Annotated in this window: 16 protein-coding genes; 9 read left to right on the top strand and 7 right to left on the bottom strand. The window is 70.4% G+C overall.

What is annotated here, in order from left to right:
- Together AC1DZC_RS14180 and AC1DZC_RS14175 are read left to right on the top strand one after the other, a co-directional pair.
- Positions 1–573, top strand: a 573-nt coding sequence (locus tag AC1DZC_RS14180) for a response regulator transcription factor (RefSeq protein ID WP_477043709.1), incomplete at its 5' end; no start/stop codon positions are given.
- A 52-nt stretch (positions 574–625) separates the two neighbouring features.
- Positions 626–1,345, top strand: coding sequence for a class I SAM-dependent methyltransferase (locus AC1DZC_RS14175; protein ID WP_477043708.1), 720 nt, complete (start codon positions 626–628; stop codon positions 1,343–1,345).
- A 31-nt stretch (positions 1,346–1,376) separates the two neighbouring features.
- On the opposite strand, the gene AC1DZC_RS14170 is transcribed toward AC1DZC_RS14175, so the two are convergent.
- The 4 genes from AC1DZC_RS14170 to AC1DZC_RS14155 all read right to left on the bottom strand — a co-directional run bounded on the left by AC1DZC_RS14170 (position 1,377) and on the right by AC1DZC_RS14155 (position 5,343).
- A complete protein-coding gene (locus AC1DZC_RS14170; RefSeq protein ID WP_477039569.1) occupies positions 1,377–1,988 on the bottom strand; it encodes an LOG family protein in 612 nt (203 codons plus the stop codon).
- Between the two features lie 108 nt (positions 1,989–2,096).
- A complete protein-coding gene (locus AC1DZC_RS14165; RefSeq protein WP_477043707.1) occupies positions 2,097–4,163 on the bottom strand; it encodes an acyltransferase family protein in 2,067 nt (688 codons plus the stop codon).
- Between the two features lie 125 nt (positions 4,164–4,288).
- The gene (locus AC1DZC_RS14160) at positions 4,289–4,648 is read right to left on the bottom strand and encodes a DUF952 domain-containing protein (RefSeq protein WP_477039570.1); all 360 of its coding nucleotides are present in this window, start codon (positions 4,646–4,648) and stop codon (positions 4,289–4,291) included.
- Between the two features lie 26 nt (positions 4,649–4,674).
- The gene (locus AC1DZC_RS14155; RefSeq protein WP_477043706.1) at positions 4,675–5,343 is read right to left on the bottom strand and encodes a hemerythrin domain-containing protein; all 669 of its coding nucleotides are present in this window, start codon (positions 5,341–5,343) and stop codon (positions 4,675–4,677) included.
- A gap of 239 nt (positions 5,344–5,582) precedes the next feature.
- On the opposite strand from AC1DZC_RS14155, the gene AC1DZC_RS14150 reads away from it, so the two are divergent.
- On the top strand, positions 5,583–5,954 hold the full coding sequence (locus AC1DZC_RS14150) for a CGNR zinc finger domain-containing protein (protein WP_477043705.1): 372 nt from the start codon (positions 5,583–5,585) through the stop codon (positions 5,952–5,954).
- A 39-nt stretch (positions 5,955–5,993) separates the two neighbouring features.
- Here AC1DZC_RS14150 and AC1DZC_RS14145 read toward each other — a convergent pair whose 3' ends face one another.
- On the bottom strand, positions 5,994–6,488 hold the full coding sequence (locus AC1DZC_RS14145; protein ID WP_477043704.1) for a GNAT family N-acetyltransferase: 495 nt from the start codon (positions 6,486–6,488) through the stop codon (positions 5,994–5,996).
- 62 nt (positions 6,489–6,550) lie between these two features.
- Positions 6,551–7,015, bottom strand: coding sequence for a nitroreductase family deazaflavin-dependent oxidoreductase (locus AC1DZC_RS14140; protein WP_477043703.1), 465 nt, complete (start codon positions 7,013–7,015; stop codon positions 6,551–6,553).
- Positions 7,016–7,414: 399 nt separating this feature from the next.
- Between AC1DZC_RS14140 and AC1DZC_RS14135 the strand changes: the two genes are divergently transcribed.
- The 3 genes from AC1DZC_RS14135 to AC1DZC_RS14125 all read left to right on the top strand — a co-directional run bounded on the left by AC1DZC_RS14135 (position 7,415) and on the right by AC1DZC_RS14125 (position 12,191).
- On the top strand, positions 7,415–9,283 hold the full coding sequence (locus tag AC1DZC_RS14135; protein ID WP_477039575.1) for an ABC transporter family substrate-binding protein: 1,869 nt from the start codon (positions 7,415–7,417) through the stop codon (positions 9,281–9,283).
- A 281-nt stretch (positions 9,284–9,564) separates the two neighbouring features.
- Entirely contained in the window at positions 9,565–11,091 is a 1,527-nt protein-coding gene (locus AC1DZC_RS14130) for an ABC transporter permease (protein WP_477039576.1), read from the top strand.
- Positions 11,088–12,191, top strand: a complete 1,104-nt coding sequence (locus tag AC1DZC_RS14125; protein WP_477039577.1) for an ABC transporter permease — start codon at positions 11,088–11,090, stop codon at positions 12,189–12,191. Before AC1DZC_RS14130 ends, AC1DZC_RS14125 begins: the two co-directional genes overlap by 4 nt.
- Before the next feature lie 8 nt (positions 12,192–12,199).
- On the opposite strand, the gene AC1DZC_RS14120 is transcribed toward AC1DZC_RS14125, so the two are convergent.
- Positions 12,200–12,781 carry a PH domain-containing protein gene (locus AC1DZC_RS14120; RefSeq protein ID WP_477039578.1) on the bottom strand — a complete coding sequence of 194 codons (582 nt, stop codon included), beginning with the start codon at positions 12,779–12,781 and terminating at the stop codon, positions 12,200–12,202.
- A gap of 81 nt (positions 12,782–12,862) precedes the next feature.
- Between AC1DZC_RS14120 and AC1DZC_RS14115 the strand changes: the two genes are divergently transcribed.
- The 3 genes from AC1DZC_RS14115 to typA all read left to right on the top strand — a co-directional run bounded on the left by AC1DZC_RS14115 (position 12,863) and on the right by typA (position 18,703).
- Positions 12,863–14,728 carry an ABC transporter ATP-binding protein gene (locus AC1DZC_RS14115; RefSeq protein ID WP_477043702.1) on the top strand — a complete coding sequence of 622 codons (1,866 nt, stop codon included), beginning with the start codon at positions 12,863–12,865 and terminating at the stop codon, positions 14,726–14,728.
- Positions 14,729–14,855: 127 nt separating this feature from the next.
- Positions 14,856–16,646 carry an ABC transporter substrate-binding protein gene (locus AC1DZC_RS14110; RefSeq protein WP_477043701.1) on the top strand — a complete coding sequence of 597 codons (1,791 nt, stop codon included), beginning with the start codon at positions 14,856–14,858 and terminating at the stop codon, positions 16,644–16,646.
- A 107-nt stretch (positions 16,647–16,753) separates the two neighbouring features.
- Positions 16,754–18,703 carry a translational GTPase TypA gene (gene typA / locus AC1DZC_RS14105; protein WP_477039581.1) on the top strand — a complete coding sequence of 650 codons (1,950 nt, stop codon included), beginning with the start codon at positions 16,754–16,756 and terminating at the stop codon, positions 18,701–18,703.
- Positions 18,704–18,717 lie beyond the last annotated feature (14 nt).

Below are 18,717 nucleotides of genomic sequence, written 5' to 3'. Positions count from 1 at the left end.
GATCGCGTGGTCGTGGCGGAGATCGACACCAACAAGCCGGTCGAGGACGTGGTCGACGTCGTGCTCTACGACGCGTTCGCGCAGCCGGAGTCCGACCAGCACGAGGTGGGCGTCCTGGTGCGCAACCCGAACGCGCGCCGGGTGGTCGTGTTCACCTGGAACTTCCATCCGGACCTTGTTGCCAGTGCCCGGGCGCAGGGTGTGCGCGGGTACCTGTCCAAGGCGCTGCCCGCGCGTGAGCTCGTCGCGGCCCTGGAGGCGGTGCACGCCGGTGAGGTGGTGATCAGCGAGGTCCCGGGCCGCGCGCGTCCGGCGAGCGGGCTGGACTGGCCCGGGCGCGGGGAGGGGCTGACCGACCGGGAGGCCGAGATCCTCGCGCTGATCACGCAAGGAAAGAGCAATGCCGACGTCGCCGCGCTCACCTACCTGAGCCCGAACACGGTGAAGTCCTACATCCGCTCCGCCTACGGGAAGATCGGCGTGGAGAGCCGGACGCAGGCGGTGCTGTGGGGCGTCGAGCACGGCTTCCTGCCCGACCACCGCCGCATCGACCACTGGCGCGGCGGGCCCTGAGGTCGAGGAGAATCCGTTCGCCGGGTCGATCCGTGCTGGCTACGTTCGGTCGATGCCCGACCCGATCTTCGACGACCCACGTCTCGCTGCGATCTACGACGACTTCGACGGCGACCGCAGCGACCTCGACGCGTACGTCGCGATCGTCGAGGAGCTCGGCGCGCGCAGCGTTCTCGACCTCGGCTGCGGCACGGGCACGTTCGCGACGATGCTGGCGAGCAGGGGCCTCGACGTCATCGGCGTGGACCCGGCGTCGGCGTCGCTCGACGTCGCGCGCGGCAAGAGCGACCGCGTCCGGTGGGTCCACGGCGACGCGCAGACGGTCACTGACCAGGTCGACCTCGTCACCATGACCGCCAACGTCGCGCAGGTGTTCATCACGGACGAGGAGTGGTCGGCGACGCTGGCCGCCATCCGCAGTGTCGCCACGTGGCTCGTCTTCGAGGTGCGGGAGCCGTCGCGGCGGGCGTGGACGGGGTGGACCCGCGAGCAGACGCACGAGACCAAGGACATCCCGGGCGTCGGCGTCGTCGAGACCTGGTGCGACCTCACGGACGTCACCGGCGACCTCGTGAGCTTCCGCTGGACCAACGTCTTCCACGACGACGGGACGACGATCGTCTCGGACTCCACGCTGCGGTTCCGCACCCGCGAGCAGGTCGAGGCGTCCTTGCGCGACGCGGGCTTCCACGTCGAGGACGTCCGCGACGCACCCGACCGGCCCGGCAAGGAGCTGGTCTTCGTCGCGCGACAGAGGAGAGCCGCAGCCTGATCGCGCGCCCGACGAGTAGCGCAGCAGCGGTCTAGGCGCGCAGCGGTTCGCTCATCTCCGCACCGGGCGACGCGGCGACCCGCTCGGGCGGTACGTAGTCGCGCAGCCGCTCGAGGGCGTCGTCGATCTCGTCGCTCACGACGAGCATGTCCGTGTATCGCGGGTGCGTGAACCCCCGGTCGCGCATGTTTCCGACGAACGCCAGCAGCGGGTCGAAGTACCCGTCCACGTTGAGGATGCCGGACGGCTTCTCGTGGATGCCCAGCTGCGCCCACGTCCACTGCTCGGTGAGCTCCTCGAGCGTCCCGGGCCCGCCGGGCAGCGCGAGGAACGCGTCCGCGCGGTCGGACATGATCGTCTTGCGCTCGTGCATGCTGTCGACGAGGACAAGCTCGCTGAGGCCGTGGTGCACGGCCTCCCTGGCCTGCAGCGCGCGGGGGATGACCCCGGTAACGTGCGCACCGGCGGCTCTCGCCGCATCGGCTACCGCACCCATGAGCCCGACGTGCCCGCCGCCGTAGACCATGTTCATGCCGTGCCGCGCGATCGCGGCTCCCACGGCGCGGGCCGTCGCGGGGTAGAGCGGGTCCGAGCCGGAGGCCGAGCCGCAGAAGACCGTGAGCGTGAACCGGTCGGGGGCCATGGGGACTCCTGCCAGTTGTGTCGCCGTGGCGACGGGTGCAGGACACTACCGACGGGCTGTTTCGATCGCGTTACTGCGTGGCCACCGTCAGCAGGTCGGCGTCGTCGCTCAGGCGCTGCCGGCCGGGAACAGCTTCGGGTGCGACTCGCGCAGGTCGCGCTCGAACACCCACGACAGGCTCTCGGCGAACATCGGCGTCAGATGGTTGTCGTCGCGGTACGTCACGACGTTGCCGATGACGGCGCGGCAGTCGTCGGGGCAGATCTGCGGCGTGACGTCGATCAGCGGGATGTCCGAGCCCTGCTCGACGGCGTAGGTGATGCGCGACTCGAGAACGTCGCGGGCGGCGGTCATCTGCGCGGAGCAGCCGTCGGGTGTGGCGCCGGCGAGGGAGAGGCAGTCCGGGGCCGAGAAGCCGGGGAAGTACGGGACCTCGCGCACGGCCACGACGGGGATGCCGAGGTCCTGGATGAACGCGTACTGGCGCTCGTAGGCGCGGCCCTGGAACTTGTCGTAGCTGACGGCGCCGGTCGGTTTGGCGTCGGCGTACGAGTAGTAGGCGCCGGAGGTGAGCACGAGGTCGGGCGCCAGGGTCGCGATGAAGTGGCGGATCTGCTCGTTCCACTTCCGGCAGCCCGGGTACATCGGGCCGTTGAGGTCCTCGTCGGGAGCCAATGCGATCAGCGGGCACGACTGCTTGGTCGAGACGACGATCCGCCAGCCGTACTTCTTGCCCAGCTCCTCGAACACGGGCAGCCACATGGCGGCGTGGCTGTCGCCGGCGAGCAGGATCGTCTTTGTGCCGTCCGGGTCTCCGCCCTCGCACGACAGCACGGTGTCCTTGACGGCCGGGGTGAGGCAGGGCTCGACGAGCTGGCGCTCGATCGTCTGCAGGTCGGCGAGCGTCGGGGCGGGGGGAGCATCGGCGGCCGGCGGCGCAGCGTCGGGGGCGAGCACCCGAGCGCCCACGTACAGCTGCGGCGCGGCGACGTAGGCGGGGGTCTGCACGGGCAGGGCCTTCACGGCGACCACCCCGACGGCCGTGATCCCGAGCAGGGCCGCACCGAGCACGAACGGGTGGCGGCTAATCGTGCGGGTGCGCGCGGGCAGGGCGTGCCGCTGGCGTCCGACGCGCAGGAACGGGTCCTCGACGAAGCGCTTGGTCAGGGCCGCCCCGACGACCGCGACGGCGACGACGGGAACCACCGCGAGCCGGGGGACGGTCGTGGTGCCGAGGGCCGCGCAGACGAGCACGATGAGCGGCCAGTGCCAGAGGTAGAGGCTGTAGGAGATGTCGCCGACGTACGTCACGGGCGACCACTCGAAGACGTTGCGGACCCGCGACGTGAACGGGGTCGCGCCCGCGGCGAGCATGCACGCGGCGCCGACCGTCGGGAAGATCGCGACCCAGCCGGGGAAGGCCATGGTGCTGTCGAGCACAAAGACCGAGGCCCCGATCAGGACGAACCCCACCGCGAACACCCACCGGGCGACGGGGACCGACAGGTGCCGCCCGGGCAGGAACACCGCGAGCGACGCACCGATCAAGAGCTCCCAGGCGCGCGTGAACGTCGAGAAGTACGCGATGTCCGGCGAGCTCGCGGACGACGCGACCGAGTAGACGAGCGAGGCGGCGCCGAGCGTGACCGCCACGGCGCCGAGGGTGAACGCCGGCGAGCGCCGCAGCCGGACCGCGGCGAACGCGACGAGCGCGACCGCGAGCGGCCAGACGACGTAGAACTGCTCCTCGACCGACAGCGACCAGAAGTGCTGGAACGGGCTGGGCAGCGCGGTCGCGTGCAGATAGCTGACCGAGTTGGCCGCGAGGAGCCAGTTCTCCATGGAGAGCGCGGACGCCGTGGCCTGGCGGGCGTACTCCGCGCGCAGTGCGACGGGCAGCACGACGGCCGACGCCAGCAGGGTCACGGTGATCACGAGCGTCGCCGCGGGCATGAGCCGGCGGATCCGTCGGCCCCAGAACGCGGTGAGCCGCACCCGGCCGGCATGGGCGTCGCGCAGGAGGCCGCTCGTGATGAGGTAGCCGGAGATGACGAAGAAGACGTCCACGCCTGCGAACCCGCCGGGCAGCCAGGCCGGTCGGACGTGGAACGCGACCACCGAGAGCACGGCGAGGGCGCGCAGGCCCTGGATGTCGGCGCGCCTGTTCGAGCTCACCGCACTCACCTCTCTGCTCAGGGATCGGGCCCCGAGAGAGCGGTGCCGGGGCGGAGTCTACCGGCGTCGCGTGTCGTGCCATTCGTCTGCGGAGCGACGATCTGCTCACACAGTGGTGGGCGCGGCTAGCGCGCCACGCCCCAGGAGAACGTGCCGTCGGGCCGCATGTGCGCGGGCACCACGTCGACCACCCACGCCGGGTCGATCGGACCGTAGACGTGCGGGTAGAGCTCGCCGTTCCCGCCGTCCTCGTAGCGGACCTCGGTCCCGGCGGCGGTGATCGTGCCGGTCTCCAGGAGCAGGACGCAGAGCTCGTCGACGTCGTCGGCGAACACGAACGCCGCGACGCCGGGCAGCTGGGCTCGCGACGAGGCGTGGATGAACCCGACCTCCTCGTAGGTCCGACCCTTCGTCGACCACCGGTAGCTGCCGGCGGCGACGGCCGCGTCCCAGTCCGACCGGCGGGTGACGTGCAGGATCTCCACCTCTCGGACGCTACCGGGGGTGCTCGTCAGTCGCCGTAGATGCGTGCGCGGTGCGCCGCGAACTGCCGCTTCCCGACGAGCCTCCACGCCAGCCGTGCAGGCGCGGGGAGGTTCGCCCGGAGCCACGCGGGGCGTTCGTCGGCGGGCACGACCTCCAGGATCCAGCCCAGCTGCAGGAGCAGCTTGTCCTTGGGGATCGACGCCATCCCGTGCTCGTGCAGCAGGCTCCACTCGCGCTGCGACATGACGCTCGCCGCGGTCGGCAGGATCTGGGTCTCCTCCTGGCCGAGGTGGGTGAGCAGGGTGGTGCGGATCTCGTCGAGCAGGTCGGCGACGTGGTCGCGCGCGACGGCGTCGGCGGCGATCTCCCACGTCGGCATCAAGACATCGAGCCGTTCGAGCTGGGCGGCGGTCGTCGCGTGCTGGCTGCGCATCAGGCCGACGTGCAGCGCGCAGGCCGGGGCGCGCTCCTCGAGCTTGTCCCAGAGCAGCTGGTCCTCGCCCTCGTGGTGGTTGTGCAGGGCCGCGGCGACCTCGCGGGTGTGCCCGGCGACGGCCCGCATCCGCTCCAGGTCGCCGTCCGGCACGCCGCGGACCAGCCCGGGCAGGTCGGTGAACGCCCGGCGGAACAGGGCGTGGATGTGGAGCATGTCGGAGGTGTCGCAGCCGAGCTTCTCGGTGGTGGTGGCAGTCATCGCTCTCTCGTTCGTCGGTCCCATGCGTCACCGGTAAAACAGGTACGCTGGTGATGACTATCGTGGCGACTCGCGCCCGACGTCAAGGGCGTTGCCGACGAGACGAGGGGTGAACCGTTCCTACCGATCCGCTGCTGGCGTGGGTCACGCTCGGCTCCGAGCCGGGTGTCGCACCCGACAGGCTCGAGCGCGTCCGCGCGCTCCTGAACACCGACGACCGGTTCCACGGGGTCGAGCGGTTGGCCGGCGGCCCGGCGCCGCTGCTCGCGCTGCGCGATGCGCTGCGCACCTACCTGACCAGCGGCGACGCGACCAACCTCGCGCCGATCGCGGCCGCGAACCCGCTCGTCGTCGCGTTCGCCGAGGGGGCTTCGAACCTCAACCCGGCCGGTGTCGACCCGACCGTCGCTGCCCTGCTCGCCGACGTCCACCGCGCGCACGCGTCGGGGGAGTGGGTCCGCCTCAAGGCATGCGCGAACCCCGACTGCCAGTGGATCTACTACGACAGCTCGCGCAACCGCTCGGGTCGCTGGTGCTCGATGAACGAGTGCGGCGAGGTCATGAAGGCCCGCGCCTACCGCCGCCGCGCGCGCACCGGATCCGCCGGCTGACCCCGGCACGGGCCTCGTCACGGGAGCGCAGCGCGCGGATCAGGTCCTGGTCGGCACCCAGTAGCGGCGCTTGCCGTCCACGACGTCCTCGAGGTGGCCGCCGCAGCGTTCGATGACCGTGGCAGAGGCGCCGTTGTCGTCGTCGCACGTGACCAGCGCCCGGGTCACGCCCAGGGGCGCGAGCACGCCGAGGCCGTGCCGCAGCATCGCGGTCGCGTCGCCGCGCCCACGCGCGGACGGCACCACCGCGTAGCCGATGTGCCCGCCCACGCGCGCCAGGAAGTCGTTGAGCTCGTGCCGCACCGACACCCGCCCGACGACCTCGTCGTCGACGACCGCGACGAGGAACGTGGCGGGGACGCGGCCGTCGGCCAGGTCGATGCCGGCGCGCTCGCGCTCGAGCCTGTCGAGGTAGGCCGGCCAGTCCGTTCCGGGCGACCAGCCGAGCAGGAGCTCGAAACCCTCGCCGACCAGCTGCTCGTGCGCACGCACCGCCGACGCCTCGTCGGCACGGGTCAGGCTGCGGACGTCCATCGGGCGAGCCTGCCTGGCCGCCCGCGATGGTGCGAGCCGAGGGCCGGCGAGAACGGCACGGGTCAGGCCGGGGCGAGGCGGAAGACGCGGAGCTCGCGGTCGACCCGGGAGGCGTAGGTCTCGTACGCGGGCCAGACGGCCAGGAGCGCCGGCAGCAGGCGGGCACGTTCGTCGTCGGACGTCAGGGACGCCGTGACCGGGGTGGTGACGCCGGCGATGGTCACGCTCGCCGACGGGTTCGCGAGCAGGTTGCCCGACCAGGCCGGGTGGTGCTCCTGGCCCCAGTTCGACCCGATCAGGACCCAGCCGTCCCCGTCGACGGCGTAGGCGAGCACGGCCTCGCGCGGCTGACCGGACTTGCGGCCGGTCGTCGTGAGGATCAGCTGCGGGATGCTCGGCCTTCCCAGGGTGCTCAGACGGCCGCGCGTCGCCTTCTGCAGGCGGCGATCGAGGCCGGAGGTGGCCTTGCCGGCACGAGCGAACCAACGCGTGCGACCCAGTCGGTGGATCACGGAACTGATGCTCATCGGGCGATTGTCCCTGCTCAGCGGGCTGCGCGTCGCGTCCCGGAGTACGGTGGAAAGCGAAGTCCCGCCACACGGCGACTTCACAGCGGTGCCTACACCGCGATCGCGGTCTATAGCAGATCCGCAACGCAACGTCAGTGATTTAGCTGGGGTGACACCCGTCCGGACGTGCTTCGGACAGGTAACCGTGGTGTTTCCGCGGGGTGACGATCTCACATCGTGGACGTACCGGCCAGTATCAATCGCGTAACGATCATCAGTTCTGCGGCCACCTGTCCGATTTGTCCGTTGGGGCTTGACTAACGTGTCGCCAACCCCCGGCGGGATCTGTGCTCCTGTGCGTCGTGACCATCGACGCCCGCGTGACTAGGCAGACCCACCACCGTTTCAGGAGGAACATTGAAGATCACACGGAAGGCCGCGACCGCTGCGGTCGCCTCGCTGAGCCTTCTCGCGCTTGCTGCGTGCAGCAGCGGTGACAACGGCAGCGACGACAACGGCGACGACGCCGGGATCAACCAGGAGACCGCGGTCAACGTCGCCTGGGAGTCCCCGCTGTTCGAGACGAACACGGACTCGTCGAACGGCAACGCGACCCAGAACGCCGTCATCACCTACCTCACGAACGAGACGTTCAACTTCTACGACCCGGACCTCAAGCTCCAGAAGAACGAGGGCTTCGGCACGTACGAGAAGACGTCGGACGACCCGCTGACGGTCAAGTACACGCTCAGCGACGACGCGACCTGGTCGGACGGCACGCCCGTCACCGCCGCGGACCTCCTGCTCGGTTGGGCCGGCACCTCCGGTGCGCTCAACACGATCGAGGGCACCACGGACGAAGAGGGCAACGACACCACCGACTACACGGCCGGCGTCTACTTCGACGGCGTGACGCCCGGTGCGTCCTTCGTCACCAAGACCCCCGAGATCTCCGACGACAACAAGTCGATCACCTACGTCTACGACAAGCCGTTCGGTGACTGGGAGCTCAACTTCACCGGTCCGACCGTCCCCGCGCACGTGGCAGCGATGCACGCGCTCGCGATCGACGACCCGACCGAGGCCACCGACGCCATGGTCAAGGCGATCCAGGACAAGGACGTCGAGAAGCTCAAGCCTCTCGCCAAGTGGTGGAACAGCGGCACCGAGTTCACCAAGCTCCCGGACGACAAGTCGCTCCTCGTCGCCGACGGCCCGTACGTGATCTCGGAGTTCGTCGAGAACCAGTACCTGACGCTCGAGCGCAACCCGAAGTACAAGGGTGACCACGCGGGTGGCCCCGACACCATCACGGTCCGCTACATCGACGACCCGATGGGCCAGGTCCAGGCGCTGCAGAACGGTGAGGTCGACCTCATCGGCCCGCAGGCGTCCGCCGACGTGCTGACGGCGCTCGAGGCGCTCGACGGCGTCAAGGTCGACAACGCGATCGAGGGCACCTACGAGCACGTCGACCTCGTCTTCGACAACAAGGGTCCGTTCGACCCGGCCACCTACGGTGGCGACGCCTCGAAGGCCCTCGCGGTCCGCCAGGCGTTCCTCACGGCGATCCCGCGTCAGACGATCGTCGACAACCTGATCGTCCCGCTGAACCCCAAGGCCGAGGTCCGCAACTCGTTCATCGACCTGCCCGGTTCGCCGAACTACGCCGACATGGTCGCCAACAACGGGTCGGACGCCTACCCGCTGGACGCGGACGTCGACAAGGCCAAGCAGATCCTGGCCGACGCCGGCATCACCACGCCGATCCCGGTCCGGTTCGCCTTCAACGGTGACAACCCGCGCCGCGTGAACGAGTTCGCTCTCATCAGCGACACCGCCACGGCGGCCGGCTTCACGATGGTCGACGCCTCGGCGCCCGCCACCGAGTGGGGCACCAAGCTGTCCACGCAGCAGGACCAGTACGACGCCTCGCTGTTCGGCTGGCAGTCCGAGTCCACCGCTGTGACGGAGTCGGACGCGAACTACCGCACCGGTGGCATCAACAACTACGGCCACTACAGCAACTCGACGGTCGACGGTCTCTTCGACCAGCTCGCCGTCTCGATCGACCCGAAGGAGCAGGCGCAGCTTCAGCTGGACGTCGAGAAGCAGCTCTGGGCCGACGCGTTCGGGACCACGATCTTCCAGTTCCCCGGCATCCACGCCTGGAACGAGGACAAGCTCTCGGGTCCCGCGCCGATCTCCATCAACCCGACGATCTTCTACGGGTTCTGGGACTGGAAGGCGACGGCCACGTCGCCGACCGACGGGGCCACGAGCTGACCTTCGTCACCGCATGACATGACACACCGCGTGAGGGCGGGGGGACCATCAAGGTCCCGCCGCCCTCACCGTGTGCGTGAAAGAGCCAAGCGCCCGACGCGCGCTACCCGCGTCCTACGGCACTGCAGCCGGGCAACGGTGCCCCTGCACCGGATGCCGTCGGCGCCGCATCACCTGCTCGCCCGCCCCACCAGGACGTTCGAGCGGCCCTCTGCGACCACTGCCGCGTAGACTTTGCCGGCTGGTGCGTAAACGTCCTCAACCGTGAGGTACCACTCTTCATGCTCTCGTTCCTGTGGCGACGTCTCCTGGCCGGACTGGCGACGCTCTTCGTCTCCACGTTCGCCATGTACCTCTTGGTCTACGCGTCGATGGACCCGTTCTACGACCTGCGCCAGTCGAACGCGCCGAACAAGGCCGAGCTGATCTCCGAGCGGATCGATCTCCTCGACCTGAACACCGGCGTCGTCATCCGCTACTTCAAGTGGCTCGGCGACGTGCTGCACGGCGACCTCGGCGTCGCGTGGGTCAGCGGCCAGCCCGTCTCCGAGCTCCTGCAGGGCGCGGTCGCGTCGACCATCCAGCTCGTCACCGCGGCGACGTTCCTGGCGATCATCTTCGGCGTCGCCGTCGGCATCGTCAGCGCGCTGCGGCAGTACAGCTCGTTCGACTACCTCATCATCTTCGTGTCGTTCCTCCTGTACTCGCTGCCCGCGTTCTGGGTCGCGGTGCTGCTCAAGCAGTGGGGCGCCATCGGCTTCAACGACTTCCTGGCGGACCCGGTGGTCTCGTGGGTCGCCATCACCGTGGTCGCCGTGCTCGCGGGACTCCTGTGGAGCCTCGCCGTGGGTGGCGACACGCGCCGCCGTGGCGTCACCTTCGGGCTCGGCTTCGCCTCGACGTTCGCGACGTTCGCCTTCCTGCAGATCACGGACTGGTGGACCACGCCGAGCATCAACCCGGTGCTCCTGGCGGTCCTCGGTACCGCGAGCGCCTTCGCCATCACGACCCTGTCCACCGGCCTGAAGAACCGCCGAGCGCTCGCTGCCTCGCTGACCACCGTCGTCATCGGCCTGGTGCTCTACCTGCCGCTGCAGATCTTCTTCCGGTCCGTGCAGGAGTCCTGGCTGATGATGTTCGGCCTGCTGCTCGTCACCATCGCGGTCGGCGTCGGCGTCGGCTACGCGTGGGGCGGCCCCGACCGCGGCGTGTCCGCCCGGACGGCCGCGCTGACGGCCGTGGTCGTCGCGTCGATGCTCTTCGCGAACCAGGTCATGCGCGTCTGGCCGGCGTACTACAACGCTCCGGCCATCAGCGGGCGCCCGATCCCGACCATCGGCAACAGCACGCCGAACCTCGGTGGCAACTTCTGGGTGCAGACGCTCGACTCGTTCACCCACCTCCTGCTGCCGACGATCGCGCTCCTGCTCATCGGCTTCGCGGCCTACACCCGCTACTCGCGCTCGAGCATGCTCGAGGTGATGAGCCAGGACTACATCCGCACCGCCCGGTCCAAGGGCATCCCCGAGCGGACGGTGATCATGCGGCACGGGTTCCGCAACTCGCTGATCCCGCTGGCGACCGTCGTCCCGATCGACGTCATCACCCTGCTCGGTGGCGCGATCATCACCGAGAAGGTGTTCGCCCGACCCGGCATGGGCACGCTCTTCCTGGCGTCGCTGCAGCACGCCGAGATCGACCCCGTCATGGCGTACCTGCTGATCGTCGCAGCGCTCGCGATCATCGCGAACATCGTCGCCGACCTCATCTACGCAGGCCTCGACCCCAGGATCCGGGTGAACGCATGAGCACCGTCGAACAGCTTCCTCCGGAGGACTCCGTCGAGAACTCGATCGAGCTGCGCGAGGTCGCGGGCCTCTCGCAGAGCCAGATCGTCCGTCGGCGCTTCCTGCGCCACCGCGGCGCCATGATCGCCGTCGTCGTGCTGGCGTTCGTCGTGCTGCTGGCGTTCACGTCGGTCGGCGTCTTCGGCTGGGACGGCTGGTGGATCTGGCGGCCCAACCTGCCCAACCGCGTGATCATCGACGGTGGTCACCCGACCATCCAGCTGCCGGTCTGGCTCGGCGGCGACGCGGGCATCTGGTTCCACTGGGGCCTGCACCCGTTCGGTCAGGACGAGATCGGCCGCGACGTGTTCGCGCGCGTCATGCAGGGCACGCAGACGTCGCTCGTCATCACGGCCACGGTCGGCTTCGTCGCGACGGTCGTCGGCATCGTCGTCGGGGCGCTCGCAGGCTTCATGCGCGGCCGCACCGACAACCTGCTGATGCGCCTGACGGACCTCGTCATCACGATGCCGGTCATCGTCATCGGCGCGGTGCTCGGCCAGCTCGCCGGCGGCAACAACCCGCTGATCTTCGGCGCGTTCCTCGGGCTCATCACCTGGACGACCCTGGCCCGCCTCGTGCGCGGCGACTTCCTGACCCTGCGGGAGCGGGAGTTCGTCGACGCCGCCCGCGTGGCCGGTGCGAGCAACAGCCGGATCATGTTCAAGCACATGCTGCCGAACGCGATCGGCGTCATCATCGTCAACACGACGCTGCTGATGAGCTCCGCGATCCTCCTCGAGACCGCGCTGTCCTACCTCGGCGTCGGCATCAAGGCGCCGGCGACGTCGCTCGGGCTGCTCATCAGCCAGTACCAGGAGGCGTTCGCGACGCGTCCGTGGCTGTTCTGGTGGCCGGGTCTGTTCATCGTGATCATCGCCCTGACGATCAACTTCATCGGCGACGGTCTGCGCGACGCGTTCGACCCGCGGCAGAAGCGGATCCCGTCCGAGCGCAAGATGGCCCGCGCGCAGTTCGCCGCCGGTCAGTCCCCGACGCAGGGCACGCCTGGCGTGCCGCCGCAGGTGCAGGGCCCGAATGCCGGGATGTCCGGGGGATGACCGCGCGCTCAGAGCAGGGCGAACGACGCGACGGCGAGCACCAGCACGCCGCCGACGAGCGCCCAGTGCCAGCGGCGCTGCGGGACCACACCCGCCGCGACGGCGGCCTCGGCGTCCTTGAGGAAGCCGGCGTCCTTCAGCGCGGCCTGGCGCTCGACGATCGCGTCGGCCACCCGGTCGGCGTTCGCGTTGTGCCGGCCAGGGCCGAGCGGGCCCTCGGTCGGGCGACGGCGGCGCATCCGCTGTGCGGTCCCGCTCGAGCGGGGAGCCGCCCACGCGGTCACGTCGGCGCCGGTGGTGTGCACGACGAGCGAGTACTTCACGGTGACGCCGCGGTATGCGGGCCACGGGATGCGCACGGTCGCCAGCACGTTGCGCACCACGACCTCGCCGTCGGACACCACGACGGCCGGTCGCCAGAACAGCGCCCAGACCACGAGCACGACGAGCGCCATGAGCGGCACGAGCTGCAGGCTCTCGCTCACTCCGTCGGCGGCCAGCACGCTGACCAGGGCGATCACCGCGGCGAGCGCCGCACCGCCGGTCAGCCAGCGGCCGTACGTCGAACTGAACTCCTGCGTGGCACCCATCCGTCCATGCTCCCAGACCGGCGCTCGACGACGGCGACCCCGTCCATCGCGCACCTCGTCCTCGGCCAGTAAGGAACCAGCGTGGCTCTCGACATCTCCGACGCCGTCCCGGCAGCAGCTCCGACCGGGACGCCCGTGCTCACCGTCCGTGACCTCGGCGTCGACTTCTACGTCGACGGAACGTGGTTCCCGGCCGCGACGGGCGTGAACTACGACGTCTTCCCGGGCGAGGTGCTCGCCATCGTCGGCGAGTCCGGCTCCGGCAAGACGCAGTCCTCGATGTCCCTGCTCGGCCTCCTGCCGCCCAACGGGCGCGCCAAGGGGAGCGCCAAGCTGGGCGACCGCGAGCTGATCGGGATGTCGCCGCAGAAGCTCCGGCACGTCCGCGGACGCGAGATCGCGGTGATCTTCCAGGAGCCGATGACCGCGCTCAACCCGGTCTACACGGTCGGCTTCCAGATCATCGAGACGCTGCGCACGCACTTCGACATCGGCCCCAAGGAGGCCCGGGCGCGCGCGCTCGAGCTGCTCCGCCTGGTCGAGATCCCCGACCCGAACCGGCGCATCGACGCCTACCCCCACCAGCTGTCCGGCGGTCAGCGCCAGCGCGCGATGATCGCCCAGGCGCTCGCGTGCGACCCCAAGCTCCTGATCGCCGACGAGCCGACCACGGCCCTGGACGTCACCGTGCAGGCCGAGATCCTCAAGCTCATGCGCGACCTGCGCACGCGCATCGACTCGGGCATCGTGCTGATCACGCACGACATGGGCGTCGTCGCCGACCTGGCCGACAAGATCATCGTGATGAAGGACGGTCGCGTCGTCGAGGAGGGGACGTCGATCGACATCTTCAACGCGCCGACCCACCCGTACACGATCAAGCTGCTCGACGCCGTGCCGCACCTCGGCCGCAGCGCGGAGGCGCTCGCCGCCGAGACGTCGGACACCACGACGGCCGACCGCATCGAGCCGACTGCGGTGCCGCGGGACGCGCAGGACGTGGTCCTCGAGGCCAAGGACATGGTCATCGAGTACCCGGGCCGTCGTCGCCAGCCCGCCTTCCGGGCGGTCGACGGGGTCAGCCTGACGCTGCACCGCGGCGAGGTGGTCGGCCTCGTCGGCGAGTCGGGCTCCGGCAAGACGACCATCGGACGCGCCGTCGTCGGCCTGCTCCCGGTGACGTCGGGCGAGCTGAAGATCGTCGGCCAGAACATGGTCGGCGCCACCCTGAAGGACCTGAAGCCGCTGCGCAGCAAGGTCGGCATCGTCTTCCAGGACCCGGGCTCCTCGCTCAACCCGCGCCTGCCGATCGGTGAGTCGATCGGCGAGCCGCTGCTGCTGCACCGTGGAATCAAGGGCCCCGAGATGTCGCGTGCGGTCGAGCGCCTGCTCGACCAGGTGCAGCTGCCGCGCGCCATGCGCAACCGGTACCCGCACGAGCTCTCGGGCGGTCAGCGGCAGCGCGTCGGCATCGCCCGGTCGCTGGCGCTCGAGCCGCAGCTCCTGGTGGCCGACGAGCCCACCTCCGCCCTCGACGTCTCCGTGCAGGCTACGGTCCTCGAGCTGTTCCAGGACCTGCAGCGCGAGCACGGCTTCGCGTGCCTGTTCATCAGCCACGACCTGGCCGTCGTCGAGATGCTCTCCGACCGGATCGCCGTCATGCACAACGGCCGGCTGGTGGAGATCGGCGACACCGCCCAGGTGGTCAACCACCCGCAGGACTCGTACACGCAGCGGCTGCTCGCCGCGGTCCCCGTGCCGGACCCGGTGGCCCAGCAGGAGCGTCGCCTCACCCGCGACGCGCTTCTGGACCAGCAGCGCGACGAGCTCGAGCGTGCCGAGATCGAGCGGGCCGACGAGCTGGCGAACGCCTCGGAGAACGCCGAGCTGGACGCGCACGACATCGTCGACCAGGGTCCCGGGCAGACCACGGGGCGCGGCTTCTAGTCGTCGACTCGTCGGGCTTGATCCGAGTTTCCACCGATTCGTACGGCATGGTTGATGTTCGGCGGAAGGTGACCGATACCTCCGTATGGGGCAGCCGGTGCCCGTCCGAGCTCGTGGGAGGCATGCGGTGCGCAGTGGTTCAGGTCTGACGGTCGTCGTGGTCGCCGCCGCTGTGGTGGCGCTCGCCGGCTGCACGGAGCCCGCACCCGCGCCGCAGCGGTCCGGCACGGTCGTGGTCGCCGTCGCGTCCCCGTTCACCTCGTTGAACGGGGGCACCGCGCAGGGTCGGGCGCCCGGCAGCACGCTGGTCCGCGGTCTGGTGCAGTCGGGGTTCGTGAGTCTCGACGAGGACGGCACGGCGGTGCTGGACCCGTCGTTCGGCACGATCGAGAAGGTGTCGGACGCGCCGCTCACGGTGAAGTACACGATCGCCGACGACGCCACGTGGTCCGACGGCGTGCCCGTCACGGCCGACGACCTGGTGCTCGAGTGGGCCGCGCGCAGCGGGCAGCTGGACGACGTGACCCCGGAGCTCGACGACGCCGGTGAGGTCACCAACGACGACGCGCTCGCCGCTGGCGTGGCCTTCGCGGCCGCGTCGCCCGCCCTGATCTACGCGGAGCAGCCCCCGGTGGTCGACGGCGCGACGGTCACGGTCACCTACACGGCGCCCGTCGCCGACTGGCAGGTCGCGCTCGACGTCGGCGTCCCGGCGCACGTCGTCGGCCAGACGGCGCTCGGAGTCGAGGACCCGACGGCCGCCGCGGCAGCGGTCACCGCCGCGATCACGACCGAGGACAAGAAGGCGCTGAGCTCGATCTCGGCCACGTGGCGCACCCAGTTCGACGCCGACGCCCTGGCCCAGCACCCCGACCTCGCCGTCAGCGACGGTCCGTACGTCATCGACCGGATCGTGCCCGACGAGCGTGTCGAGCTGGTGCGCAACGAGGAGTACACGGGCGACCACGCCGCCGCCTTCGACCGCATCGTCGTGCGCACCGACCTGAATCCGCTCGACGAGGTGAGCGCCCTGTCCGCCGGGTCGATCGATGTCATCGCCCCCGCTGACACGGCGGACGTGCTGGACGCCCTCGGCGACGTCGAGGGTGCGACCGTCCGCACGGGTGGCGACAGCACCCTGCAGCTTCAGCTCCAGGTGGCGGGCGGGGGCGCGTTCGACCCCGCGACCTACGCCGGCGACGCGGCGACCGCAGCCGCCGTCCGCACCGCGTTCCTGCTCACCGTGCCGCGCGACGCGATCGTCGACGACCTGGTGAAGCCCCTGTGGCCCGACGCCGAGGTGTCGACCGCAGTCCTGCCGCAGGTCGGTCCGGACGCCGGGGGAGACGCCGCACCCGACGCCGTCGCCGACGCCGACGCGGCCACGACCGCCCTCGAGGCGGCCAAGGTGACCGAGCCCGTCGTGGTCCGGGTGCTGACCAACACGACGGACCCGCTGCGCACCGCGATGCTGGACAAGATCACCGAGTCCGCCGCCGAGGCGGGCTTCGAGGTTCGGCCCTACACGGCCGTGCAGGCGTGGGCGGCGGACCTGCGGGGCGCACCCGAGGCCTGGGACGTCGCCCTCGTGCCGGTGCCGCAGTCGGACCTGCCCGTCGACGCGCTCGTCACCCGCTGGCAGTCGGCCGGCTACGCCAACCTGACCGGCTGGAAGGACCCGGCGACCGACGCCGCCCTGGCGACCCTGGCGGCGACGCTCGACCCGGCCGCCGTCCCGACGGCGCTCGAGCCCGTCGCGACGAGCCTGGTCACCGGCGGTGCGGTCGTCTCGATCGCGCAGCAGCCTGTCGTCGTCGCCCAGCGCCCGCTGCCCGACGGCACCGAGCTGGCGGACGTGGAACCGCTCGCGCTCGGCCGCGCGGACCTGACCTCGTGGTGGGGCTGGGCGCGCAGCTGAGAGTGCGTCTGGTCACCTCTACCCCCGAACACGCGTACGGGCGGGTAGGATTGACCGGCGCAGCCGACGACCCGGCGCGCTCCCCACCTTCTGAGATGAGTTCCCCCATGTCTGAGCCCACGACTGCGCCGACGACATCCGCCGGCACGAGCGTGCGCGCTGACCTGCGCAACGTCGCCATCGTCGCGCACGTCGACCACGGCAAGACCACGCTCGTCGACGCCATGCTCTGGCAGTCCGGCTCGTTCGGTTCCCACGCCCACGTGGACGAGCGCGCGATGGACTCGGGCGACCTGGAGCGCGAGAAGGGCATCACGATCCTCGCCAAGAACACGGCGATCCGGTACACGGGTCCCGCGGCGGCGGAGATCGGCCAGCCCGACGGCATCACCATCAACGTCATCGACACCCCCGGCCACGCCGACTTCGGTGGCGAGGTCGAGCGCGGCCTGTCCATGGTCGACGGCGTCGTCCTGCTCGTCGACGCGTCCGAGGGCCCGCTGCCCCAGACGCGGTTCGTGCTGCGCAAGGCGCTGATCGCCAAGCTGCCCGTGATCCTCGTGGTCAACAAGACCGACCGTCCCGACGCCCGGATCACCGACGTCGTGCACGAGGCGACGGACCTGCTGCTGGGCCTGGCCTCCGACCTGCACGAGGACGTCCCGGACCTGGACCTCGACGCGATCCTCGACGTGCCCGTCGTGTTCGCCGCCGCCAAGGCCGGCCGTGCGTCGATGAACCAGCCCGCCGACGGCGGCCTGCCGGACGCGGAGAACCTCGAGCCGCTCTTCAAGACGATCCTCGAGCGCATCCCGGCGCCCACCTACACCGAGGGCGCGCCGCTGCAGGCGCACGTCACCAACCTCGACGCGTCGCCGTTCCTCGGTCGCCTCGCCCTGCTGCGGGTGTTCAACGGCACGATCCGCAAGGGTCAGACCGTCGCGTGGGCCCGCGCCGACGGCTCGCTGCAGAACGTGAAGATCACCGAGCTGCTGGAGACCAAGGCGCTCGAGCGCGTCAGCACCGACTCGGCCGGCCCCGGCGACATCGTGGCCGTCGCCGGCATCGAGAACATCACCATCGGCGAGACGCTCACGGACCCGGACGACCCGCGCCCGCTGCCCCTGATCACGGTCGACGACCCGGCCATCTCCATGACCATCGGGATCAACACGTCCCCGCTGGCCGGCCGCGGCGGCAAGGGCCACAAGGTCACCGCCCGCCAGGTCAAGGACCGCCTCGACAAGGAGCTCGTCGGCAACGTCTCGCTCCGCGTCGTGCCCACCGAGCGTCCCGACGCCTGGGAGGTCCAGGGCCGTGGTGAGCTCGCGCTGGCCATCCTGGTCGAGCAGATGCGTCGCGAGGGCTTCGAGCTGACCGTCGGCAAGCCGCAGGTCGTGACCAAGAAGGTCGACGGCAAGATCCACGAGCCCGTCGAGCGCATGACCATCGACGTCCCCGAGGAGTACCTGGGCGCCGTGACGCAGCTGCTCGCGCAGCGCAAGGGCCGCATGGAGACCATGTCGAACCACGGCACCGGCTGGGTCCGCATGGAGTTCCTGGTGCCGGCGCGTGGCCTGATCGGCTTCCGCACGCGGTTCCTGACGGACACCCGCGGCACCGGCATCGCGTCGTCCATCGCCGAGGGCTACGAGCCGTGGGCCGGCAACATCGAGACGCGCATCAACGGCTCGCTCGTCGCCGACCGCTCCGGTCCCGTCACGCCGTTCGCCATGATCAACCTGCAGGAGCGTGGCTCGTTCTTCGTCCAGCCGACGCAGGAGGTCTACGAGGGCCAGATCGTCGGTGAGAACTCGCGCAACGAGGACATGGACGTGAACATCACCAAGGAGAAGAAGCTCACGAACATGCGGTCCGCGACGGCCGACAACTTCGAGAACCTCATCCCGCCGCGCAACCTCACGCTCGAGGAGTCGCTCGAGTTCGCCCGCGAGGACGAGTGCGTCGAGGTGACGCCGGAGATCGTGCGCATCCGCAAGGTGGTGCTCGACCAGACCGAGCGCGCGCGCATCACGGCCCGCTCGAAGCGCGCCTGAGCGTCTTCCTGAGC

The sequence above is a fragment of the Cellulomonas sp. P2_B4 genome (assembly GCF_056404795.1).
The sequence above is the reverse complement of the archived record's forward strand: the minus strand, read 5'-3'. Positions and strand labels throughout refer to the sequence as shown.

Bases quoted from the DNA above. Each gene is read 5' to 3' on its own strand.
- AC1DZC_RS14130 (WP_477039576.1), top strand. From the start codon at position 9,565: ATGCTCTCGTTCCTGTGGCGACGTCTCCTGGCCGGACTGGCGACGCTC.
- typA (WP_477039581.1), top strand. From the start codon at position 16,754: ATGTCTGAGCCCACGACTGCGCCGACGACATCCGCCGGCACGAGCGTG.
- AC1DZC_RS14175 (WP_477043708.1), top strand. From the start codon at position 626: ATGCCCGACCCGATCTTCGACGACCCACGTCTCGCTGCGATCTACGAC.
- AC1DZC_RS14155 (WP_477043706.1), bottom strand. From the start codon at position 5,343: ATGACTGCCACCACCACCGAGAAGCTCGGCTGCGACACCTCCGACATG.
- AC1DZC_RS14140 (WP_477043703.1), bottom strand. From the start codon at position 7,015: ATGAGCATCAGTTCCGTGATCCACCGACTGGGTCGCACGCGTTGGTTC.
- AC1DZC_RS14125 (WP_477039577.1), top strand. From the start codon at position 11,088: ATGAGCACCGTCGAACAGCTTCCTCCGGAGGACTCCGTCGAGAACTCG.
- AC1DZC_RS14170 (WP_477039569.1), bottom strand. From the start codon at position 1,988: ATGGCCCCCGACCGGTTCACGCTCACGGTCTTCTGCGGCTCGGCCTCC.
- AC1DZC_RS14120 (WP_477039578.1), bottom strand. From the start codon at position 12,781: ATGGGTGCCACGCAGGAGTTCAGTTCGACGTACGGCCGCTGGCTGACC.
- AC1DZC_RS14145 (WP_477043704.1), bottom strand. From the start codon at position 6,488: ATGGACGTCCGCAGCCTGACCCGTGCCGACGAGGCGTCGGCGGTGCGT.